20 protein-coding genes are annotated in these 21353 nt (G+C 64.2%); 6 read left to right on the forward strand and 14 right to left on the reverse strand.

The features are described 5' to 3' along the window. Positions 1 to 66 precede the first annotated feature (66 nt). Positions 67 to 1248: a TauD/TfdA family dioxygenase gene (locus RSO41_RS08405; RefSeq protein WP_315618668.1), complete on the reverse strand. Its 1182-nt coding sequence runs from the start codon at positions 1246 to 1248 to the stop codon at positions 67 to 69. Positions 1249 to 1373: 125 nt separating this feature from the next. Between RSO41_RS08405 and RSO41_RS08410 the strand changes: the two genes are divergently transcribed. Further along, the gene (locus RSO41_RS08410; protein WP_315618669.1) at positions 1374 to 2285 is read left to right on the forward strand and encodes a LysR substrate-binding domain-containing protein; all 912 of its coding nucleotides are present in this window, start codon (positions 1374 to 1376) and stop codon (positions 2283 to 2285) included. Here the strand turns inward: RSO41_RS08410 and RSO41_RS08415 are convergent. From RSO41_RS08415 to glcD, 8 genes are all read right to left on the reverse strand, one after another. Continuing rightward, entirely contained in the window at positions 2255 to 3055 is an 801-nt protein-coding gene (locus tag RSO41_RS08415; RefSeq protein ID WP_315618670.1) for a zinc-dependent peptidase, read from the reverse strand. The two genes, RSO41_RS08410 and RSO41_RS08415, sit on opposite strands and share 31 nt — an antisense overlap. 4 nt (positions 3056 to 3059) lie before the next feature. Beyond that, complete coding sequence (locus RSO41_RS08420) at positions 3060 to 4634, reverse strand: bifunctional GNAT family N-acetyltransferase/carbon-nitrogen hydrolase family protein (RefSeq protein ID WP_315618671.1); 1575 nt, start codon at positions 4632 to 4634, stop codon at positions 3060 to 3062. Positions 4635 to 4704: 70 nt separating this feature from the next. Beyond that, positions 4705 to 5625 (reverse strand): DMT family transporter, encoded by a 921-nt coding sequence (locus RSO41_RS08425; protein ID WP_315618672.1) that lies wholly within the window; start codon positions 5623 to 5625, stop codon positions 4705 to 4707. Positions 5626 to 5729: 104 nt separating this feature from the next. Beyond that, entirely contained in the window at positions 5730 to 5996 is a 267-nt protein-coding gene (locus tag RSO41_RS08430) for a DksA/TraR family C4-type zinc finger protein (RefSeq protein ID WP_315618673.1), read from the reverse strand. A gap of 73 nt (positions 5997 to 6069) precedes the next feature. Then, positions 6070 to 6471 (reverse strand): heme-binding protein, encoded by a 402-nt coding sequence (locus RSO41_RS08435; RefSeq protein ID WP_275285775.1) that lies wholly within the window; start codon positions 6469 to 6471, stop codon positions 6070 to 6072. Between the two features lie 60 nt (positions 6472 to 6531). Continuing rightward, on the reverse strand, positions 6532 to 7827 hold the full coding sequence (gene glcF / locus RSO41_RS08440; protein ID WP_315618674.1) for a glycolate oxidase subunit GlcF: 1296 nt from the start codon (positions 7825 to 7827) through the stop codon (positions 6532 to 6534). Position 7828: 1 nt separating this feature from the next. After that, positions 7829 to 8923, reverse strand: coding sequence for a glycolate oxidase subunit GlcE (gene glcE, locus RSO41_RS08445; RefSeq protein WP_315618675.1), 1095 nt, complete (start codon positions 8921 to 8923; stop codon positions 7829 to 7831). 9 nt (positions 8924 to 8932) lie between these two features. Further along, positions 8933 to 10432, reverse strand: a complete 1500-nt coding sequence (gene glcD, locus RSO41_RS08450) for a glycolate oxidase subunit GlcD (RefSeq protein ID WP_315618676.1) — start codon at positions 10430 to 10432, stop codon at positions 8933 to 8935. A gap of 541 nt (positions 10433 to 10973) precedes the next feature. On the opposite strand from glcD, the gene RSO41_RS08455 reads away from it, so the two are divergent. Next, on the forward strand, positions 10974 to 11681 hold the full coding sequence (locus RSO41_RS08455; RefSeq protein WP_315618677.1) for a glutathione S-transferase N-terminal domain-containing protein: 708 nt from the start codon (positions 10974 to 10976) through the stop codon (positions 11679 to 11681). 33 nt (positions 11682 to 11714) lie between these two features. Here the strand turns inward: RSO41_RS08455 and RSO41_RS08460 are convergent, their stop codons facing one another. Both RSO41_RS08460 and uraD read right to left on the reverse strand, forming a co-directional pair. Beyond that, a complete protein-coding gene (locus tag RSO41_RS08460; protein ID WP_315618678.1) occupies positions 11715 to 12338 on the reverse strand; it encodes a phosphoribosyltransferase in 624 nt (207 codons plus the stop codon). Between the two features lie 59 nt (positions 12339 to 12397). Next, a complete protein-coding gene (gene uraD, locus RSO41_RS08465) occupies positions 12398 to 12922 on the reverse strand; it encodes a 2-oxo-4-hydroxy-4-carboxy-5-ureidoimidazoline decarboxylase (RefSeq protein WP_315618679.1) in 525 nt (174 codons plus the stop codon). 187 nt (positions 12923 to 13109) lie between these two features. Between uraD and uraH the strand changes: the two genes are divergently transcribed. The 3 genes from uraH to RSO41_RS08480 all read left to right on the forward strand — a co-directional run bounded on the left by uraH (position 13110) and on the right by RSO41_RS08480 (position 15737). Then, positions 13110 to 13463, forward strand: coding sequence for a hydroxyisourate hydrolase (gene uraH, locus RSO41_RS08470; protein WP_315618680.1), 354 nt, complete (start codon positions 13110 to 13112; stop codon positions 13461 to 13463). A gap of 122 nt (positions 13464 to 13585) precedes the next feature. Then, positions 13586 to 14872, forward strand: coding sequence for a urate hydroxylase PuuD (locus RSO41_RS08475; RefSeq protein WP_315618681.1), 1287 nt, complete (start codon positions 13586 to 13588; stop codon positions 14870 to 14872). A 124-nt stretch (positions 14873 to 14996) separates the two neighbouring features. After that, complete coding sequence (locus tag RSO41_RS08480) at positions 14997 to 15737, forward strand: GntR family transcriptional regulator (RefSeq protein ID WP_315618682.1); 741 nt, start codon at positions 14997 to 14999, stop codon at positions 15735 to 15737. Between the two features lie 189 nt (positions 15738 to 15926). Here the strand turns inward: RSO41_RS08480 and RSO41_RS08485 are convergent, their stop codons facing one another. From RSO41_RS08485 to RSO41_RS08495, 3 genes are all read right to left on the reverse strand, one after another. Continuing rightward, positions 15927 to 17372 carry an NCS1 family nucleobase:cation symporter-1 gene (locus tag RSO41_RS08485; protein ID WP_315618683.1) on the reverse strand — a complete coding sequence of 482 codons (1446 nt, stop codon included), beginning with the start codon at positions 17370 to 17372 and terminating at the stop codon, positions 15927 to 15929. A 74-nt stretch (positions 17373 to 17446) separates the two neighbouring features. Continuing rightward, positions 17447 to 18706: an NCS1 family transporter gene (locus RSO41_RS08490; protein WP_410000318.1), complete on the reverse strand. Its 1260-nt coding sequence runs from the start codon at positions 18704 to 18706 to the stop codon at positions 17447 to 17449. Between the two features lie 241 nt (positions 18707 to 18947). Continuing rightward, entirely contained in the window at positions 18948 to 19688 is a 741-nt protein-coding gene (locus RSO41_RS08495) for an aspartate/glutamate racemase family protein (RefSeq protein ID WP_315618685.1), read from the reverse strand. Positions 19689 to 20333: 645 nt separating this feature from the next. Between RSO41_RS08495 and puuE the strand changes: the two genes are divergently transcribed. Continuing rightward, positions 20334 to 21269, forward strand: coding sequence for an allantoinase PuuE (gene puuE / locus RSO41_RS08500; protein ID WP_315618686.1), 936 nt, complete (start codon positions 20334 to 20336; stop codon positions 21267 to 21269). Positions 21270 to 21353 lie beyond the last annotated feature (84 nt).

Consider the following 21353-nt stretch of genomic DNA (forward strand, 5'->3'; position numbering starts at 1 on the left):
ATTATTATCTCCTGATAGCCGAATCGTGAAGACGCGGCAATGGGTTCATGGCGAAAGGAAAGGGCCTCAGGCGGAACGCGCGAGGACCCGCAGACGCGACTCGAGCAGGTCGAGATCGAGATAGGTGCCTTGCAGATGACGGCGCCCGCTATTGGGGTCGAAGGCGTTGCGCCCATGGAGCACGCGGCGATTGTCGAAGGCGATCATCTGGCCGGGCAGCAGGGAGAACTCAAGGCGCTGGCGCGGGTCGTGCACCAGATCCCAGAATTCGCGATAGGCGCGGTACCAGGCGTCGGCCTGTTCCAGGGAAAGGCGCAAGGAGTCGCGGATCCAGTTGTTGAAGCGCACTTCGAGCAACTGGCCGTCATGGCCCAGCGTGATGATGGGCGCGCGCCAGGCGATGTCATGGCCATCGTCCTGAAAGCGGAAATCGATGGGCGTTTCGCTGAGCAGCCGGAAGGCCTCCGGGGAGCGCTCGCGCAGCGCCTCGGCGGCGGCGAAGCCGTCGGTGAAGGTCGATTCGCCGCCCGCGGCGTCGTTTTCCAGGCAGTACAGCAACTGGATGTCCGGCGGCTGGCGCCAGTTGGGCAGATCGGTGTGCAACGGCAGGCCGATCGCCGTGTAGGCGGCGTTGTTGGGGTTGGGCTTGGAGCGCACGTCGAAACGGGCACCGAAGTTGGTGGCACGCAAGGGACCGATGCGTTCGGCCAGGCGGCTGACTTCCTCGTCGGCCAGGGGGCCGTCTTCGAGCAACACCAGGCCGTCGCGCAGCAGGGCGGTCAGCCATTCGCGCTCGCCTGCGGCACTGCCCACGAAGTCGGCGTGGGCGACACGGGCCGGCTGGAAGCCTTCGGCCCAAGGGCGACGCGCGGGAATACGGTCGCCGCTCTCCTGGCCGGGGCGACGCTGCCGGAGCCAGCCGGCATCGAAACGGCTGGTATGGCCGTCGGCCCAGGTCAGCTCGAGATTGCCGTCTTCGAGGCGAGCCTCGGGGGCTGAGTCGGGCAGCTCGAGCGGAATGTACAGACGCTCTCGGGTCGTGGTGTGGCGGCATGCCGTGCAGGGGCAGTGGTCGCGCAGCCAGCTCAGCGGGAAATGCGCCTGTTGACGGTCTTCCCAGGTCAACGTCACCCGAGCGCCGCTGGTCAGGGCGTCGACGAGAGCGTAGCCGACGCTGTGGTCGGCCAACTCGCCCATCGGCCAGATGGCGCGGCTCTGACGGGGGGCGGGCGGAGTGGCAGTCGTCATGGTTGCCTCCTGTGATTCGTGTGGTGCACAGGGTGGCGATTGCCCGAGGCACTGACAAACGATTAATCTGGCCCCTTTGGCCAAGCTCAGCTTATGTGTGACTTTTTCATGATGAGGTATGCTCCATGACAGGATTACCTCCCCTGGGATGGCTTCAGGCCTTCGAGGCGGCGGCACGCACCCTCAGCTTCACCGCCGCCGGCCACGAGCTCGGGGTGACGCAGGCGGCGATCAGCCAGCGCATCCGCCTGCTCGAGGACCGGCTCGGGCAAAAGCTGTTCGTGCGCCACCCCCGTAGCCTGAGCCTGACGCCGGTGGGCCAGGCCTGGCTGCCTTCCATTCAGGATGCCTTCCTGCGCCTCGGCGAGGGAACCAGCGAGGTGTTCGGCGGATCAGGCGGCGACGCCCAGGTGACGTTGCGCACGACGCCGGTGATTCAGCAGAACTGGCTGGCGCCCCGCCTGCCGGCCTTCCAGCGTGCGCATCCGGAGATTGCCGTACGCCTGGTCAGCGCCATCTGGCCCGACGATTTCGGCCCCGAGGGCGCGGATATCGAGATTCGCTACGGACGTGGCGACTGGCAGGGAGTGGAAGCGGTGTCGTTGGGCGAGGAGTCGATGCTGCCGGCGTGTTCACCCGCGCTGGCCCGGGATATCACCGAACCCTCGGACCTGGCGGGCCATACCCTGTTGCATGCGGTCGGCTTCGTCGTGGGCTGGCCGACCTGGCTGGAACAGGCCGGGCAACCGGGCCTGGAAGCGCAGTGTCCGTCATTGACCTGCGACAGTCAGGTCATGACTCTGGCACTGACCGCCCAGGGTGGGGGCGTGGCCCTGACGCATCGCCGCCTGCTCGAGGGGCGAGACGACCTGGTGGCGCCGCTCGCCCTGGCAGTGCCCAGCGATGAAGGGTTCTGGCTGGTACGGCCGGCGCGGCGACGGCCCCGTGAAGAAGCGGCCCGGCTGTGGGAATGGCTGGTGGCTGGATTGCCGGCCGAGAGTGATCGTCAGGCTCCTGACCAGTCGATGGGGCCCTGACGAAAGTAGCGTGACAGCAGGTCGTAGAGGGCCGGATAGGCCTCGTACAGTATGCGGGGCGCGGTGAAGAAATATTCGCAGGCGACCGCGAAGCATTCGCCGGGGTGACTGGCGGCGTAGTCGTCGATGGGCGTGGCCTCGCCGTGTTCGAGCCTCGCCTGAAGGTCGTCCCAGACGGCGGTGAAGACGCGGTGCCACTCCCGGGGATCCATATCGCCCGAGAGTGGTGGAAAACCGTCGGCATCCAGCGAGTTGCCCATGTCCAGCTTGTGGGCCAGCTCGTGGATCAACACATTGAAGCCGTCCAGGCCACCACTGGCCATCAGGTCTGGATAGGCAACCACCACCGGCCCCTGGTGCGAGGTCTCGCCGGCGCGTTCGTCGTCGTATTCATGCATCACGCCGAATTCATCCATCTCTTCGACCCGACGGTGAAACGCCTCGGGCAGGATCAGGATTTCGTGCACACCGGCGAGGGCATCGTGATGGTCGCGCTCGCTCCAGCCCAGGGTTAGCAGGCAGGCCTGGGCGGCCAGGGCCAGGCGCGCAGGGCCGTCGAACGCGACATTCTCCGCCACCAGGTCGGGGTGCAGGCTCAGGCGCTTGTCGTGCGCGAAGCGCCAGGCCCGGTGACCGAGCCGGGTGGCCGTGGCATCGGGCAGGGCGGAGAGCAACGGCAGCCTCGCCCGGGCATCTCGCCAATCGTTTTCGGGAAAGGGGTGGCGTGCCTCGAAACGTGCGGCACGCCAGCGCTGCAGGCGTCGAAGCACGGTATCAGCCTTCCTCCACGTCACGGCCCCCGGACTTCCAGGACCAGTCGCGCAGGCGCAGGTCGAAGAGGTCCTGACGGCGGTCCTTGAGGTTGGTCACCGAGCCCTCGTTGCGCACCACCTTGAGGCGGTTCAGGTCCAGATCCGAGAACATGATCATCTCGGTGTTGGGCGTTGTCTCGGCGAGCACCGCATCGTGGGGGAAGGAAAAGTCCGAGGGCGAGAACACCGAGGACTGGGCGTACTGGATGTCGAGGTTCTCGATCGACGGCACGTTGCCCACGCTGCCGCACAGCACGACATAGCACTCGTTCTCGATGGCCCGCGCCTGGGCGCAATGGCGCACGCGCAGATAGCCGTTCTTGGTGTCGGTCCAGAAGGGCACGAACAGGATGTCCATGTCCTGGTCGGCGAGCAGGCGCGAGAGTTCGGGGAATTCCACGTCATAGCAGATCTGGATGCCGACTCGACCGGCGTCGGTCTCGAAGACCTGCAATTCGTCGCCGCCCTCGATCACCCAGTCGCGACGCTCCTGGGGGGTGATGTGCAGCTTGGCCTGGCGCTCGACGGTGCCGTCGCGATGGCAGAGGTAGGAAACATTGTAGAGGTGGTCGTTCTCGCCGACCTCGATCATCGAGCCGGCCACGATGTTGATGTTGTAGGAGACCGCCATGCGCGACAGTTCGGTCTTGAAACGCTCGGTGAAGCCGGCGAGGAAACGGATGGCGGCCAGCTGGTCCTGCTGGGCGGCGCGATCCTGCAGGCCCATCAGCGGGGCGTTGAACAGTTCGGGAAAGACCGCGAAATCGCTCTGGTAGTCGGCCAGGGCATCGACGAAGTACTCCACCTGCTGAAGGACCGCTTCCACCGAGGCGAATTCACGCATCTGCCACTGTACCGCGCCGACGCGCACCTGGGTGCGGCGCGTTTCCAGCACCCGTTCCGCCGGTTCAAAGAGGATGTTGTTCCACTCCAGCAGGGTGGCGTAGCCCTGGGATTTCTCGTCCTCGGGCAGGTACTTGCGCAGCAGCCGTTTGACCTGAAAGTCGTTGGCCAGCTGGAACGACAGGATGGGGTCGTGGATCTCCTTGCGGGCCACCTTGTCGATGTATTCGGTGGGCGAGAGCTCCTCGGCGTACTGGTGATACTGGGGAATGCGACCGCCGGCGAGGATCGCGCGCAGGTTCATCGAGCGGCACAGTTCCTTGCGCGCCTCGTAGAGCCGCCGGCCCAGCCGATAGCCACGATAGGCCGGATGGATCAGCACGTCGAGGCCGTACATGGCATCGCCCTCGGCATCGTTGAGGATGATCTCGCGCTGGCCGATCAGGTCGTCGTACTGGTGAGGGTTGGAGAAGTCGTCGTAGTCCACCCGTACCGTCAGGGCGACGCCGACCAGTCGCTCGTCGTCCTCGATGCCGATCTGGCCGTCCGGAAACTCCTCGATCAGGCGCTCCATGGTGTGTTCCGGCCAGGCGCCGCCGATATCGTCATAGACGGCGTCCATCAACGTCTTGAGCTGGGGATAGTCATCCGGCGTCAGGTTGCGCAGGTTGAGGTGGAGATCGTCGAGAGACATGGCGCGTCCTTTCTCCTGTCGAGGCAGCGAAAGGGCAGTCTAGCATGCCTGGCTGGCCGCGCCGCCAGCGTCATGGCCGGCGCCGTGACGTACCGGCCGGGATCAGTGAGCTCCGGCTCAAGGGAGCTGTCCATGTCTGGGCCATGATGACGCCGGCGAGCACCAGGGCGCCGCCGAAAACGTGGTAGGCGGCGAGGCGTTCGCCCAGGGCGGCCATCGCGATCACGGCGCTGAACAGCGGCATCAGGTTGATGAAGATACTGGCTCGACTGGCGCCGATGCGGCGGATGGCGAGCATCCACAGGTAGGTCGTGACAATGGAGGCGGGAATGCCGGCATAGAGGATCAGGCCGACATTGCCCGAATGGACCGGCGTCATGGGGCCGAGCAGATAAGGAGGAAACAGGATCAGCACGGCGCAGATCACCTGCCCGTAGAGCAGCACCCAGGGCGGCAGGTCGAAGGACCAGCGCTTGAGCATCACGCCGTACAGGGCATAGCAGGTGGCGGCGACCAGCATCAGGGCGTCGCCACTGGCGATCTCGAGGTCGAGTAGTGACAGTGGGTTACCGCTTCCCAGCAGAAGGGCGACGCCGATGAGAGCGAACAGCCCGCCAACGATACCGCCGATGCTGGGCGGCTCCCGCAGTATCAAGGCACTGAGCAGCACGGTGAGCAGTGGCACCATGGCGGCGAGGATACCCATGTTGGTGGCCGAGGTCGTCTCGGCAGCCACATAGGCGAGCCCCTGCCAGAGCCCCATGCCGAGCAGACCGAGGACGGCCAGCCTGGGCCACTCTCGACACAGGGTCGCGCGGTAACGCCAGGCCACGGGAGCCACGAAGGGAGTGAGGACGGCGAGTGCCAGCAACCAGCGCAGAAAGGCGATGCTGCTCGGCGCGATGGCACCCACGGTGAGCTGATTGATGGTCATGTTGCCCGACCAGATCAGCACGGCGCCGAGTGGTGGGAGGAAAGCGAGCAGGGGCATAGCGACCTCGAAAAAACGCGAGCCCCGTCATGAGGCGGGGCTCGCGGCCATTACACAGAAGGGGCCTATCATACCCGGAGACGTGAGAAGGAGGCGACAGGCGTTCAGCGCAGCTGGCTGTCCTTGCTGCCCCGTCGGTTGAAACCGCCGGCGGGGCTTCCCTTTCTGTCGCGTTCGGCCTGGCAGTCGATACACAGGCGCACGCCGGGAATCGCTTCCCGACGCGCACGAGGAATCGGCTCATCGCACTCATGACAGAAATGCGCACTGTCTCCCTGTGGGAGGGCTCGTCTGGCGCGCTCGAGCTCGTCGCGCACACTGTCGTCGATCTGCTGCTGTACATCGCCATCCTTCGACCAGCCGCCGGCCATGCCTGCCCTCCGAGCGTCATCGCTGCTGTCTATCCTGCCAGCTTAACGATTCGCTCGAGCGTCGACCAGCGACTCACCGCATGGCGGCGATGCCGGATTTCGCCACCTGGGCATCCTGGTCGGCCTTGACGCCGGAGACGCCGACCGCCCCGATCACCCGGCCGTCGACGACTACCGGTACACCGCCTTCGAGCAGCCCCTCCAGCGGCGCGGAGAGAAAGGCGGTTCGGCCCTCGTTGATCATGTTCTCGAAGACCTGGGTTTCCTTGTGGCTGAGGGCGGCGGTGCGCGCCTTTTGTGCGCTGATCATGGCCGTCATCGGCGCGGCACCATCGAGCCGGCGCAGGCCGAGCAGTTCGCCGCTGTCGTCGGTCACGGCCACGGTAATGGTCCACTGGTTGGCTTCGGCCTCGCGCTGAGCGGCGTCGAGAACGGCGTTGACCTCGGCGAGGCCGAGAATGGCTTTGGTCTTCATGAATGACTCCTTGTGGTTGTAGTGGCTTCGAGCTTCGAGCTTCGAGCTTCGAGCTTCGAACTACGGGCTGCTCGTGGGCCGCAGCTCGTCGCTCGTCGCTGGGGTTAAGGCGTCGTCGACGAGTTCGATCCAGTGGCGAACCGGGGTGCGGTCGGCGCCGGCGAGGTGGCTCTGGCACCCGATGTTCGCGGTGGCGATGACGTCCGGTCGACCTTCCTCCAGGGCGTCGAGCTTGTTGTCGCGCAGTTGGGTGGCAAGCGCCGGCTGGGTGATGGAATAGGTGCCCGCCGAGCCGCAGCAGAGGTGGGCGTCGCGTACCGGGGTCAACTGAAAACCGAGGCGTTTGAGCAGGTCCTCGGCGTGGCCTCCGAGTCGCTGGGCATGCTGGAGGGTACAGGGGCAGTGAAAGGCGAGGCGCTCGCCGTTCTCCAGGGCCAGGCCGTCGAGCGATTCACCCTCCATGACCTCCACCAGGTCCTTGGCCAGGGCGCTGACTTGGGCGGCCTTGTCGGCATAGGCCGGGTCGTCGGCGAGGATGTCGCCATATTCCTTGACGAAGGCGCCGCAGCCGCTGGCGGTCTGGACGATGGCCTCGCAGCCGGCCTCGCCCTCTTTCTCAAGCTCTTTCTCGAGATATGGCCACCAGGCGTCGATATTGGCCCGCGCCCGGTCGCGACCGGCGTCCTGGGCATCGAGGTGGAAGTCGACGGCACCGCAGCAGCCGGCCTCGGGGGCCGAGGTCAGGCCGATGCCGAGCCGGTCCAGTACGCGAGCGGTGGCGGCATTGGTGTTGGGTGACAGGCTGGGCTGGACGCACCCTTCGAGGATCAACATCTGGCGCTCATGGTCCCGCCCCTCGGGGCGGACACCGGCGTCCACCGGCTCAGGCGGCAGCTTGGCCTTGAGCGGGCCGGGCACCAGGGGGCGAAAGGTCAGGCCCAGCTTGAGCAGGGCCTTGAAGCGGCGTGGATCGACCAGTGCCTTGCGCAGGGCAAAGCGGAAGGCCCGTTCGGGGGCCTTGCGCGGCACGCGGCGCTCGATCTCGGCGCGACCGATGTCGAGCAGCTTGTGATATTCCACGCCGGAAGGGCAGGTGGTCTCGCAGTTGCGGCAACTGAGGCAGCGATCCAGGTGCAGCCGTGTCTCCTCGGTAGCCTGGTTATCGTCGTCGCGACTCTCCAGTAGGGTCTTCATCAGATAGATGCGGCCACGCGGGCCATCGCGCTCGTCGCCCAGCAACTGGTAGGTGGGGCAGGTGGCGTTGCAGAAGCCGCAGTGCACGCAGGTGCGCAGGACCCGCTCCGCCTCGCGGAGGTGCGGCTGTTCCAGGTCTCGCTCGGTGAAATGGGTCTGCATGTCAAAGCTCCGCGTAAAGTCGCCCGGGATTGAAGATGCCGTTGGGGTCGAGCTCGGTCTTGAGTCGCCGGTGATACTTGGCGAGGACGGGAGATAGCGGCGTGAAAGGCGTCTGTTCGCCAGGGGTCCAGCGGGTGGCGTGGCCCCCCAGGCGGCATGCCTCGGCATGCACCGCCTCGTCGGGAGCGGTGCTGCGCAGCCAGCGTTGGGCGCCGGCCCAGTCGTGAAGCATGGCGGTCTCGTCGACGTCTTCCAGATCGGGCGCGGGCGCCTGCTGGGGAAGCGAGAGTCGCCACAGCGGTCGCGCGTCGTCCTCCCGGGTGAAGAAGGCCAGTTGCTGTTCTCGCAGGGCCGGCCAGAAGGTCGCGCCCAGCGGCTCGCCGCCGAGGCGTCGGCCCGTAGCATCGACCGAACCGGGGCCACCTTCCAGGCGGATATGGAGGGCGCCGTCGAACCAGGTGGCGGCGGTGATCGGCAGCGGCTCTTGTCCCCATTCGACGAGGCGACGGCGGGCTTCGGCGAGGGGCATCTCGAGGCGCAGGCTGCGCTGTGCCGAGGGCTTGGGCAGTACCTTGAGCGAGACGTCGGTAAGCAGGCCGAGGCAGCCCTGGGCGCCGACCATCAATCGCGACAGGTCGTAACCGGCCACGTTTTTCATGACTTCGCCACCGAAGCGCAGGGAGGCGCCGTGTCGGTCGATCAGGCGAACACCGAGCACGAAATCGCGCACGGCACCGGCCCAGGGGCGTCGCGGCCCGGAGAGACCGGTGGCGACCATGCCGCCGACGGTAGCGGCGTCGCCGAAGTGGGGCGGCTCGAAGGGGAGCCGCTGGCCCTGCTCGTCGAGGCGAGCCTCCAGCTCGGCCAGGGGCGTGCCGGCGCGTACCGAGACGATCAGTTCCACTGGATCATAACGAGGGATGCCGCGGTGCTCGCGGGTGGAGAGTGGCTCGCCGTCGACGGTGTTGCCGAGGAAGGCCTTGGTGTCGCCACCGACGATGCGCAGCGGCGTCCCCTCGGCATCGGCACGGCGGATGCGCTCGCCGAGCGTCTCGCTGATGTCCCGGTCCGGGAGAGAGCCTTGATGTGGCGCCATGATATCTCCTCAGAAACGGGGTAGCTCGGGGTGTGGCAGCTCGCCGTGGTGCACGTGCATGGCACCGAACTCGGCGCAGCGGGCCAGGGTGGGAATGTTCTTGCCCGGGTTGAGCAGGCCCACCGGATCGAAGGCGGCCTTCACGGCGTGGAAGGTGGTCAGCTCGCCGGTGGGGAACTGGACGCACATCTGGTTGATCTTCTCGCGCCCCACACCATGCTCGCCGGTGATCGAGCCGCCGGCCGCCACGCAGGCTTCCAGGATGCGCCCCCCAAGGGCCTCGGCACGTTCGAGCTCGCCTTCGCGGTTGGCGTCGAACAGGATCAGCGGGTGCATGTTGCCGTCGCCGGCGTGGAAAACATTGGCGACCCGCAGGTCATATTCGGCCGAGAGCGAGGCGATGGTGCCGAGGACCTCGGGCAGGGCGCGTCGTGGAATGGTGCCGTCCATGCAGTAATAGTCCGGCGATAGGCGGCCCACCGCCGGGAAGGCGTTCTTGCGTCCGGACCAGAAGCGCGCGCGCTCGGTCTCGTCCCGGGCGAGCCGGATATCGGTGGCGCCGGCGTTCTCGAGCACGCCGCGTACCGTGTCGACGTCGTCGTCCACGTCGGCTGCCACGCCGTCCAGCTCGCAGAGCAGGATCGCCTCCGCGTCCACTGGATAGCCGGCGTGGATGAAGTCCTCGGCGGCGCGGATCGCCAGGTTATCCATCATCTCCAGGCCGCCGGGGACGATGCCGGCGGCGATGATGTCGCCCACCGCCTGGCCGGCCTTGCCGACGTCGTCGAAACTGGCCATCAGCACCTTGGCGGTCTCCGGGATCGGCAGCAGCTTGACGGTGACCTCGGTCACCACGCCAAGCATGCCCTCCGAACCGTTGAACAGGGCGAGCAGGTCGAAGCCCGGGGCGTCCAGGGCCTCGCCGCCGAGTCGCATCCGCTCGCCCTCGAGGGTGATGACCTCCAGGGCCAGCACGTTGTGTACCGTCAGGCCGTACTTCAGGCAGTGCACGCCGCCGGCGTTCTCGGCCACGTTGCCGCCGATGGAGCAGGCGATCTGCGACGAGGGGTCGGGGGCGTAGTAGAGGCCGTGGGGGGCCGCCGCCTCGCTGATCGCCAGGTTGCGGACGCCGGGCTGGACGCGGGCAGTGCGAGCCTCGGGGTCCAGTTCCAGGATGCGCTGGAAGCGCGACATCACCAGCAGCACGCCGCGTTCCAGCGGCAGGGCGCCGCCGGACAACCCGGTGCCGGCGCCACGCGTGACCACGGGAACGCCGAGCTCATGGCAGCATCGCATCAGGGTCGCGACCTGTTCGAGATCGTCGGGCAGGGCCACCAGCATGGGCAGCACGCGATAGGCGGCCAGGCCGTCACACTCGAAGGGACGCAAATCCTCTTCGCGATGCAGCAGTGTCAGGGTCGGCAAGGCAGCTTGCAGCTCGGCGAGCACGTCTGCCTTGTCGCGGTGGGGCAGTTCGCCGTCGAGTCGCTCGTCGAAGAGGAGGTTCATGGCGGCTCCGGTGTCACGGAATGGCATCCACTGATCTCGATGCTAGGGAAAAGCGCATCATAAATCTATGGAATTATTTTCCGTTTTTTGTGGTCGGTGGAGTGGATATCACGACGACCGGCATCGACTGGGTCGTCAAACGGTCCTGGCATGTCTGGACCGGTATACCGGGACCCCTACCACGATAGGCGCTGGTGGTAGCCATGGCGATTCAGGAACATTGGTTTGACCAATCAAGATGACGAGGAAGACACTTCTCTCTAGATGGACTTGTCCGGCCATTCAATGGGTTGGCGATGAGGGGGAGCTTGGTCAGGGCGTCGTGGTGCACGAATGGCTATACCAATGGACAAGATCCGGGACGGTTGCCTGCGTCGTCGTTCGGGCTGATCCATCGACGACCCTTTCGTCTTGTCACCGATGCGCCTCGTCAGGCTCGGTGGCGGATTGCGCCGAGTCAGCCCCGAGCGCATTGGCGATAGAAGAGAACTGCTGGCACTATCGGGCCTTACCTTTCCCTGACCGAATGCGAGGAGTCGGCATGACACGGGTGCTCTACGATCTCTGTGGTATCGACGAAGCGCTACGCTTCTCTCCCTACTGCTGGCGGATTCGCTACGCCCTGGCCCACAAGGGACTCGACGTCGAGACGCGTCCCTGGCGCTTCAGCGAGAAACAGGCCCTGGCCTTCGCCAACCATGACAAGGTCCCGGTGCTCGTCGATGGCGAGACGGTGGTGGCCGACAGCTACGAGATCCTGCGCTATCTGGATCGAACCTACCCGGAGGCGCCGCTGCTGGGTGACAGCATGGCGGATGCTCGCGGGCGCTTCATGGCGCACTATGCCGAACGTTCCCTGGCGCCGGCGATGCTCCACATCATCATCATGGATCTGCTCAATGCCATTCATCCGGATGATCGGGCGTATTTCCGCGAAACGCGCGAGAAGCGTTTCGGCCGCAGCCTGGAGGAAGTGCATTCGCCGGTGAGAGGGCTGTCGCAGCTCGATACCGCCCTGGGGCCGTTGCGTGGGCGCCTCGAGGAAGCCCCCTTCCTCGACGGCGAGGCGCCGGGTGGGGCCGACTACATCGTTTTCGGCAAGTTCATGTGGGCACGTTGCGTCTCCAGTGCCGACCTGGTGTCCAATGCCGACCCTGTGTACGCCTGGCTCGAGCGCATGCTCGACCTTTACGGTGGGCTCGGGCGTCAGGCGACGCGAGTTACGGATATCGAGGGCGCTTACCGCTGACGCTGAAGGTGTTGCCGAATGGCGAGTCTGTCTTTACCCGGGCTCGTTTCCCAGAAGACGAATCACCTCATCGTCGTCGACCGGCGAAAAGTCGGCGTAGAACTGACCGACGGCACGAAAGTGCGCCGGTGCCTCGGGACAAACGACCTCGTCGGCGAGGCGCTCCAGCCGTGCCAGGGTCTCAGGCGGTGCGACCCCCAGGGCGGCAATCAGGCGGGCGGGCCCGCGGGGCCTCAGGCTTTCCAGGGCCGTCGTCATGGTCGCGCCGGTGGCACTGCCGTCATCCACGACGACGACGAAACGCTCGGCGGGATCGATGGGGGAACGCACCGGGGTATAGTGCCGGCGTCGTTCCGTGATCAGGGCGCGCTGTCGTTCGATTTCCCGAGTTATCGCGGCCTCGCCGAAGTGGTTGGCGGTGTCTTCCAGCCAGATTCGGTCTCCCTCGCCGACCGCACCGATGGCGAACTCCGGGTTGCCCGGCGCGCCGAGTTTGCGTACCAGCACGACATCCAGCTCGCCTTCCAGGATATCGGCGATGCGTCGACCCATGGGCACGCCACCCCGGGGGATGGCGAGAATCAACGGATTCTGGCCCTTCAGGTGGGCGAGCCGCCGGGCCAGCGACTCGGCGGCTTCCAGTCGGTGACGGAACATCGCGTTTTCCTCAAATGCCGCTTGCCGTTCCGTCAGTATAGTGGTCCTGAGCCGAGCCTTCAGGCGGCCCGGTCGTGTAGACGGAAGGCCGCGATCCGGTTGATCTGTTCGATCGCGGTACGGCGTTCCTCGGCGAGGTCGTTCTGCAAACGGACTTCGAAGGCATCCAGGATGGCGTGGCGGTCACTACCCTTGACGGCCATCACGAAGGGGAAGCCGAAACGCGCCTTATAGGCCTCGTTCAGACGCTCGAAGCGGGCCATTTCCTCCGGTGTGCACTGATCGAGGCCGGCGCCGGCTTGTTCCCGGGTAGAGTCATCGGTGAGATCGCCGGCGACCGCGGCCTTGCCGGCCAGGTCGGGGTGGGCGCGAATGACGTCCAACTGACGTTCGGCGTCGGCCGACGCGAGCACTTCGCCCATGGCGGTGGCGAGCCCTTCCGGCGTGTCCTGTGCTGTCTCCAGGCCACGCTCCCAGGCGAGTTCGGCCACCCAGGGTGAGTGCTCGTAAATGTCGCCATACTGGTCGATGAAAGCGGCCCGATCCAGTGTGCTGGGACGGGGAGAGAGCAGCTTGTCACTCATGACGGGAGTCTCCTTGCGGGTCGGGTAACAGGTTCGCGTTATCGTGTCTCGATAAACTGTATACAAAAAATGTTTTGAAATGTACCCTTATTGGTACTAAAAGTGTCTTCAAGAGCAGCGTGCCTGTCGTGAGGCGAAGACTGGCAGACCACGGGCACGTCAGTTCCATCGACTGGAGGAGAAACACATGGGATACCTGACGACACATGTGCTGGATACGGCATCGGGGCTTCCGGGAAAGGGCATTCGTATTGAGGTCTATCGCCTCGAGGGCAATGAGCGGACCCGGCTGAGCGAGGTTGTCACCAACGATGATGGTCGTTGCGATTCGCCCATCCTGGAAGGCGAGGCCTTCAGTGTCGGTGAATACGAGCTGGTCTTCCATGCGGGTGAGTATCTGGATCGACAGGGCGTGGCCGGCGATGCCCCGCGCTTTCTGGATGTGATTCCCCTGCGGTTCGGGGTGGCCGATGCGTCTCAGCATTATCATGTGCCGCTGCTGCTGTCGCCTTACAGCTATTCCACCTATCGAGGAAGCTGACGTAACACGGATTCATTGCTGAGCTCGACGTCCGGCCGCGCCTTGCCCGCGACATCGATCAGCAATGCTCACCCTGCCCGACATCGAGACAACAATCGCATAATTCCAACGAGGCCTGACCGATGGAAGCCTACTTACTGGATTTCGCCAACCTCCTGTTGAGGTGGCTGCATGTCATCGCCGCCATTGCCTGGATCGGCGAGTCGATCTATTTCGTGATGCTGGATAACGGCCTGCGTTCTCCCAAGGCGGACGAGGACAAGAAGAAGGGCGTGTTCGGCGAGATGTGGGCCGTGCACGGCGGCGGCTTCTATCATAACCAGAAGTACGCCAGCGCGCCGGAAAAGCTGCCCGAGGACCTGCATTGGTCGTTCTGGAAATCCTATGCCACCTGGCTGTCCGGTTTCGGGCTGTTCGTGTTGCTGTACATGGCCAATCCAAGCTTCTATCTGGTCAATCCGGGTAGCGACTGGGCGTGGGCCGCCAACCTGACCGGCTGGCAGGCCAATGTGGTGGCACTGCTGTTCCTGCTCGGTGGCTGGGTGGTCTATAACGAGCTGTGCAAGCGCATCAGCCCCAACATGGACCGCGATGGCATCCTGAGTCTCGCCGTGGCCGTGATGATGGTGGTGGTCGCCTACCTGAGCACCCAGATCTTCTCCGGTCGGGCCGCCTTCCTGTTGACTGGTGCGGTCATGGCCACTGCCATGTCGGCGAACGTCTTCTTCTGGATCATCCCTGGCCAGAGCCGCATGGTGAAGGCGATGAAGGCTGGTGAGACGCCGAATCCGCTCGATGGCAAACGCGGCAAGCAGCGTTCGGTGCACAACACCTACTTCACGCTGCCGGTGGTATTGCTGATGATCAGCAACCATTACTCCTTCGCATATTCCCATGACCTGGCCTGGGTGATCATGACGCTGTTCATCTTCGCCGGGGCCCTGATCCGTCAGTTCTTCGTGCTGATGCATGCCGGACAGATCAAGCCGGCCTATCCGGCCGCCGGGGTCGTCCTGATCCTGGTGGCGGTTTGGGTCGGTGCGCCGTCCGTCAGTGGCGGCAACGATGCCAAGATCGCTTCCGCCGAGTCGTCCAGCGCCGTATCGGAGGCCGCAACGTCCGGCGCCGACGCTTCCGGCAAGGACGCGTCCGTGGCGGATTCAGGTGCCGAAGCGGCGGGGCACGCCGAACAGATCATCATCGATCGCTGCGCGCAATGTCATGCCGAGAATCCGTCCCACGAGGGGTTCACGGCAGCGCCGGCCGGTGTGGCGCTGGAGACGCCCGAACAGGTGCTGAGACAGGTCAGTCAGATCAAGCAGGTGGTAGCGAGTGGCTACATGCCGCTCGGCAACGTCACCCAGATGACCGATGAAGAGCGCACCGAGATCGCCAACTGGTCGCCCTGAACCGGACAGAGCCCCTCATGTCGCGACATGCCGCCCGCCGATTTCGGCGGGCGGCTGTCGTGTTGACGACCAGAATACGTATACAATGGACGGCATATCGGGTTTTCAGGGAGATGAACGATCCATGAACCAGCGTCGGGCCGCAACCGAGCGAAAGGCCAACGAAAGCGCGGGTCGCCCCGGCAAGAATGGGGATGGCCCCGAGCGTCATGAGTCGATCTATCATTCCATCAGCGATGCCATCATCGAGCATCGCCTGAAACCTGGTGCCAGGTTGCGCGAGGACGCGCTGTCCGAGGTGTTCGGCGTCAGCCGCACCGGCATTCGCAAGATCCTGCAGCGCTTGGCCCTCGAGCAACTGGTGACGCTCACGCCTCGTCGGGGCGCGAGTGTCACGCGGCCCACCGCCGATGAAGCCAAGGACGTCTTCGATGCTCGCCAGATGATCGAATGCGGCCTGATGCCGGAAGTCGCCCGGCGCATGACCCCCGAGGCAGCCCAGGAGTTGCGCGACATGGCGCGCCGCGAACGCGAAGCGCTGAAGGGCGGCGAGCAGAGTGCCGCCATCAAGCTTTCCGCCGCCTTCCACGGCCGCCTGGCGCGGCTTTCGGGCAATGCCACCCTGGCCGACTTCGTCGAGCGACTCTGCTCGCGCTCCTCGTTGATCCTCGCCGTCTATGGCAATGCCGGCCATCTGGGTTGCGAATCCCATGATCACGATGACCTGCTGAGCTTTCTCGAGCAGGGTAACGGCGAACGTGCTCAGGCCTTCATGAGCCGACATCTCAAGGCCATCGAGGCGTCCCTCTCCATCCACGAGGAAGAAGAGGAAACGCCGGACCTTTACCAGATCTTCTCGGCCTGAAGGCAGCCCCTTCCTTCGACACCGCCTTTGGCAACTGAGCGCTACTGTTTATAAGGCAATCAACACGATCTTCCTGATCCCGTTGATTGTCGCCCGCTCCACGCTGGCGCAGATGTGGGAGTCTGCTGGCGTGGGCGGGCTCGCACCGGTCTGCCGTCCGGCGGCGGCACGCCCTTGTGCCGCGATACGCTATTCGGTAACGGGCTGGGGTTGCCCTCGCATCAGCAGGTAATGGAAGAGCCCGCCCAGGGCGGCGCCGATCAGCCAGGCATAACCGCCCAGTGCCTCGAGGGCCGGTACCCAGACCGATGACACCGAAAACAGCGCGGCCATCGCGAAGGCGATCAGGGCACGGTGGTTCCAGCCCTTGACGTAGTGATAGGCGCCGTCCGGGTCGGCGGAGAAAATATCCTGAATGTTCAGGCGCTGACGCTTCAGCAGGTAGTAGTCGACCACGATGATGCCGTAGAAGGGCGCGACCACGGCCCCGAGGGCATTGACGAAGCCGGCGATGCCGATCTTGCTGATGACTGCCATCCACAGGGCGCCGACGAAGAAAGCGATCACGGCAGTGATCAGGCCACCGATGCGAAAGCTGATGCGGCGCGGAAAGAGGTTGGCCAGGTCATAGGCCGGCGGAATGAAGTTGGCGACCAGGTTGATGCCCACGGTGGCGGCGAAGAAGGTGATGGCGGCGACGATGGTCAGCGGCAGTGAATCGACCCGGTCGATGATGTCCGAGGGATTGGTCAGCGTTTCGCCGAACAGTGCCAGGGTGCCGGCCGTGATGATCAGCGCGATGAAGGAGAAGAAGGCGACGTTGAGGGGCAGGCCCAGCAGGTTGCCGAGCTTCATCTCGCGCTCGCTGCGCACGAAGCGGGTGAAGTCGCCGAAGTTGATCACCACGGCGGCGAAGTAGGCGATCATGGTGCCGGTAATCGCCATGAAAGCGGTCAAGGCATTGCCTTCGTAGTCGCTGGCACCGCTGAAGATGGTGCTCACCGCCGGCAGCAGATCGCTTCCGGCCTTGAACCAGACAATGATCATCAGCGCGATCATTACCACGTAGACGAGCGGACCCGCCCAGTTGAGGAAGTGCTTGATGCGTTCGATGCCTTGCCAGAAAAGGGCGATCTGGAAGCACCAGACGATCACGAAGGAAAGCCAGTCGAGGGCTGTCATGCCGAGCCACTGGCCGCCGGGGTCGCCGAACAGCGAGGTGAGCAACAAGGACACTGCCGTGGAAGCGAAATAGGTCTGCACGCCGTACCAGAAGATGCCGATGACAGCGCGCAGCATGGCCGGGAAGTTGGCGCCGTGAACTCCCATGCTGGCGCGGATCATCACCGGGAAAGGAATGCCATACTTGACGCTCGGCTTGCCGGTCAGGTTGACCAGTACCATCACCACGAATCCGGCAAGAATGATCGCTGCCATGACGGCCCAACCATTGAGGCCGTAGGAGATGAACAGCGAGGCCGCGAGCGTATAGCCGAACAGGCTCTGGATATCGTTCGACCAGACATTGAAGATCTCGAACCAGCCCCAGGTGCGCCGTTCCGACGTGATCGGCGCGAGGTCGTCGTTGTACAGGCGTGGATCACGGCTCTGGATGTCCAGTTCTTGGTCCGTCATGAAGGTGTGCCTTTTGGTCTTGTTGGGCGAACGAAGGCCCTCCCCGTCGGGAGGGCCATGGGTAGCGGTAAGGCTCAGTCACGAAAGCGCTGGCAGGGGGCCCAGTAGCGCATCAGCAGGTAGTAGGTCAGGCCCGCCGGGATCAGGCTGGCGTACCAGGACACGGTGGAAATGCTGAAGGCGGCGATCACGCCCACCGCGGTGGCCACCAGGGCGGCGACGTTGACGCCGCGATAGGGGCCTTGCTCGTCGTACAGCTTGCCGAGGTCCAGCGTACGGCGGCGAATCAGGTAATAGTCCACCACCAGCACCGCGAAGATCGGGCCGAGAAAAGCCGAGTAGGTCTGCACGAACATCTGCAGGCCGGCGGCGGACTCGTCCTTGACCAGTTCCCAGGGGAAGGTGGCGAAGGCCAGCAGACCGACGATCACGGTGGCCGTGCGGAATTTCAGTTTGAAGGCATCCATCAACACATAGGTCGGTGGCACCACATTGTTGAGGACATTGGTGGTGACCTGAGCGAAGGCGATGAACAGCAGGGTGGTCATCAGCAGCGGGGTGTTGTCCACGGCGTTGGCGAAGACCTTGACCGGATCCGCCACGCCGGTGGCCTCGGATACCATGTAGCCGATCAGTCCCATGAACATCGTGCAGGGCAGGATCGACATGGCATAGATCGTGGTCAGCAGGCCTGGCCCGGTGCCTTCCTTGTGTTCACGGGAGTAGTCGCTGACGTTGAGCATCATGGTGCTGTAGATGCCCAGGAACAGCATGGTGGCACCCCAGAAGGGCATGCCCCAGGAGCCTTCCATGGTCAGCATGCTGGCGGAGAGCTCGTCGCCATAGCGCTGCACCGTGCTGTAGAACATGTAGACCAGCGAGCACAGGATGAAGGCACTGCCGATGTTCTCCAGCCACTTGATGCCCTGGAAGCCCAGCACTGACAGGGCGATCTGCAGCAGCTGGAAGGTGATGAAGAAGAAGACCAGATTGTCGAAACCGAACAGGGTCGCCGAAACCATGTTCAGGGCGCCGGCGCCGATCCAGCTCTGGAAGCCGTACCAGACGATGGCGGGCACGGCGCGCACGAGCCCGGGCAGGCGAGTGCCGGAAAAGCCGAAGGCACTGCGCGCCTGGACCATGAAGGGAATGCCGTACTTGTAGCCGGGTGCGCCATTCAGGGCCAGGGCAAGGCCGATCACGAAGCAGCCGATGGCGATGGCCAGGGTCGCCTGGATGAGGTTGAGGCTTCCGACGACGCTGGAGCCCATGGTGAAAGTGCCGATCGAGACACAGCCACCGAACCATGCCAGCAGGTAGGAAGTCCGTCCCATGATGCGCGTCTTCTGTGGCGCCAGGGATTCGTTGCCTGCCGACTTGGTGCCGGATTCGGGGGTGGGGGGTGTCGTGGGATCGGTGGCGGTCTTGGCGCCATTCGGGGCGCCCGTGGGGGAAGGTGCCATGGTGGTGTCCTCGCAAGTGGTTCGCTGATTGTCGTTGTTGCCGATTTCCTGCGGGAAAACGGTGAGGCTTGCGGTCTGTGTCCTGACGCGATGTCAGGCGGCTTTGGCGTGATTATTCGGTTGAGCCGGATAGGTGCTCGAAGCGGCCGACGAAGGTCTTGGGGCGTGGAAAGGCAAGGTCGCCATGCTTGCTGGTACCGAGCCCCAGGCCGACGAGCGCCTCGGCCAGCTTGACGGCGGCGGTCACGCCCTCGACCACCGGTAGTCCGACCGCTTCGGCAATCTCGTCGGTGAGGTCGGCCATGCCGCCGCATCCCAGCACGATGGCACCGACGCCATCCTCATCGCGTGCTCGTCGGCACTCCTCGATGATTCGCACCAGAGCGGCATCGCCATCGTCCTCCAGATCGAGAACGGGGATCTCGGCGGCACGCACCCGGCGGCAGTGATGGCGAAAACCATACTGTTCGAGCAGATGCTCGGCGATGATGCCGGTGCGTCCCAGGGTGGTGACGACCGAGAAGCGTGTGCTGATCAGGGTGGCCATATGGAAGGCGGCTTCGGCGATGCCGATCACCGGTGCGCGTGTCAATTCGCGTGCCGCCAGCAGGCCGGGATCGCCGAAGCAGGCAATGATATGGGCGTCGGCGCCTTCTCGGTCACCGGCTGCCACCTCTTCGAGCACACCCACGGCGCTGATCGCCTCGTCGAAGTGGCTCTCGATGGAAACCGGGCCATGTGCCGGCTGGGTGGCCATGATGCGAGTGTCCGAGGCGGCAATGCGGCGTGCGGCGGTAGCGATGGTGTCGGTCATGCCACGGGTCGTGTTGGGATTGATGACATTGAGGCGCATGGCGGCTCCCGGATTATTTTTGTGAACAAAAAGATAATGTGTTGTACACAAAGTAGGATTGAATGATGCCGATAGCAAGGGGTTTTTCCTTTTCTCGGCTGACAGATTTCTCATTGCTAAACAATGGGTTGTGAGCTTTTATGCAATGCATTCGTGTGTACATTTTCTGTGCCCACATTTTGTTCACAATATGCGTATCGGTATGGCCGGACTTTGCCGCTATCCGCTGTATACTTCCTTGCCTGACAACCGATTCGATCTTCCTGAAGCGGGCCCATGCCGTCCATGGTTGCGTGTGAGCGAAGCAAGGGCGGGTGGCGGAAAGGGGGGCAACGGCAGGGCTTGGATACCGGGCTTGATTTTTTGTATACAAAAGTAGAGCCTGAAAGCGTCGTCCGTTGGCGGGGAACAGCCCTCTGCATGGCGCGTCTCCGTCGACGTGATCTAGTGTCCTGTATCAGCTCTTTCAACGAACCTCCGAAACAGGACATTAGGCAACGGGACTTGCATCCATAGTGGGTACACACTAGTATTTTATTGTATACATTTAGTGTCGCTCAGAATGCGGCTACCATGCGCCGAGGCCCATGACGACGATGCCGGGCCGCAATACGAGCGTCGCGAAAACAAGAAGGAAGCTTCGTCATGACATCATCGACTCGACGCGATTACCCCCGGGACCTGGTCGGCTATGGTCGCACGCCGCCTCATGCCGATTGGCCGGGCCGGGCACGCATTGCTGTCCAGTTCGTGCTCAATTACGAGGAAGGCGGCGAGAATTGCGTGCTGCACGGTGACAGCGGTTCGGAGCAATTCCTGTCCGAGATCATCGGTGCCGAGTCCTATCCAGACCGCCATCTGAGCATGGAATCGATCTACGAGTACGGGTCACGGGCAGGCGTCTGGCGAGTGCTGCGCGAATTCGAGCGTCGCGGCCTGCCGCTGACCGTCTTCGGTGTGGCCATGGCGCTGGAGCGCAACCCCGATGTGGCGCAGGCTTTCAAGGAGCTGGGGCACGAGATCGCCTGTCACGGCTATCGCTGGATTCATTACCAGAAAATGCCCGAGCATATCGAACGCGAGCACATGCGCAAGGCCATCGAGATCTTCCAGTCGCTGTACGGGGAAACGCCGCTTGGCTGGTACACCGGTCGTGACAGCCCCAACACCCGTCGTCTGGTGCTCGACGAGGGGAGCTTCCTCTACGACAGTGACTATTATGGCGACGATCTGCCGTTCTGGACGCGCGAGGCGGACAGTCAGGGCCGTGAGCATGATCATCTGGTGGTGCCCTATACCCTGGACAGCAACGACATGCGTTTCGCTGCTCCCCAGGGGTTCAACACCGCGGACCACTTCTTCACCTATCTGCGTGATGCCTTCGACGTCCTCTATGCCGAGGGCGAGGAAACACCGAAGATGCTGTCGGTGGGGCTACACTGCCGCCTGATCGGTCGCCCCGGGCGCTTCCGCGCCCTGCAACGGTTCCTCGACCACATCGAAGCTCATGACCGCGTCTGGGTCACCCGGCGCGTGGATATCGCCCGGCACTGGGCCGAGCGTCATCCGGCACGCGGGTAACCCGCTCGATGCAGCGTCTCGATCCCATGGTGACAAGCGTTGCAGCACCTGATCCTCGATATTGTCTCGAGAATCAGGTGCTGC

It is taken from the genome of Halomonas sp. I1, from assembly GCF_032334135.1.
In the GTDB taxonomy this organism is placed as follows: domain Bacteria; phylum Pseudomonadota; class Gammaproteobacteria; order Pseudomonadales; family Halomonadaceae; genus Halomonas.

Bases quoted from the DNA above. Each gene is read 5' to 3' on its own strand.
- RSO41_RS08455 (WP_315618677.1), top strand. From the start codon at position 10,974: ATGACACGGGTGCTCTACGATCTCTGTGGTATCGACGAAGCGCTACGC.
- uraH (WP_315618680.1), top strand. From the start codon at position 13,110: ATGGGATACCTGACGACACATGTGCTGGATACGGCATCGGGGCTTCCG.
- RSO41_RS08425 (WP_315618672.1), bottom strand. From the start codon at position 5,625: ATGCCCCTGCTCGCTTTCCTCCCACCACTCGGCGCCGTGCTGATCTGG.
- glcF (WP_315618674.1), bottom strand. From the start codon at position 7,827: ATGCAGACCCATTTCACCGAGCGAGACCTGGAACAGCCGCACCTCCGC.
- RSO41_RS08405 (WP_315618668.1), bottom strand. From the start codon at position 1,248: ATGACGACTGCCACTCCGCCCGCCCCCCGTCAGAGCCGCGCCATCTGG.
- RSO41_RS08430 (WP_315618673.1), bottom strand. From the start codon at position 5,996: ATGGCCGGCGGCTGGTCGAAGGATGGCGATGTACAGCAGCAGATCGAC.
- RSO41_RS08475 (WP_315618681.1), top strand. From the start codon at position 13,586: ATGGAAGCCTACTTACTGGATTTCGCCAACCTCCTGTTGAGGTGGCTG.
- RSO41_RS08460 (WP_315618678.1), bottom strand. From the start codon at position 12,338: ATGTTCCGTCACCGACTGGAAGCCGCCGAGTCGCTGGCCCGGCGGCTC.
- RSO41_RS08410 (WP_315618669.1), top strand. From the start codon at position 1,374: ATGACAGGATTACCTCCCCTGGGATGGCTTCAGGCCTTCGAGGCGGCG.
- glcD (WP_315618676.1), bottom strand. From the start codon at position 10,432: ATGAACCTCCTCTTCGACGAGCGACTCGACGGCGAACTGCCCCACCGC.
- RSO41_RS08485 (WP_315618683.1), bottom strand. From the start codon at position 17,372: ATGACGGACCAAGAACTGGACATCCAGAGCCGTGATCCACGCCTGTAC.
- uraD (WP_315618679.1), bottom strand. From the start codon at position 12,922: ATGAGTGACAAGCTGCTCTCTCCCCGTCCCAGCACACTGGATCGGGCC.
- RSO41_RS08495 (WP_315618685.1), bottom strand. From the start codon at position 19,688: ATGCGCCTCAATGTCATCAATCCCAACACGACCCGTGGCATGACCGAC.
- RSO41_RS08480 (WP_315618682.1), top strand. From the start codon at position 14,997: ATGAACCAGCGTCGGGCCGCAACCGAGCGAAAGGCCAACGAAAGCGCG.
- glcE (WP_315618675.1), bottom strand. From the start codon at position 8,923: ATGGCGCCACATCAAGGCTCTCTCCCGGACCGGGACATCAGCGAGACG.
- RSO41_RS08435 (WP_275285775.1), bottom strand. From the start codon at position 6,471: ATGAAGACCAAAGCCATTCTCGGCCTCGCCGAGGTCAACGCCGTTCTC.
- RSO41_RS08490 (WP_410000318.1), bottom strand. From the start codon at position 18,706: ATGGGACGGACTTCCTACCTGCTGGCATGGTTCGGTGGCTGTGTCTCG.
- puuE (WP_315618686.1), top strand. From the start codon at position 20,334: ATGACATCATCGACTCGACGCGATTACCCCCGGGACCTGGTCGGCTAT.
- RSO41_RS08420 (WP_315618671.1), bottom strand. From the start codon at position 4,634: ATGTCTCTCGACGATCTCCACCTCAACCTGCGCAACCTGACGCCGGAT.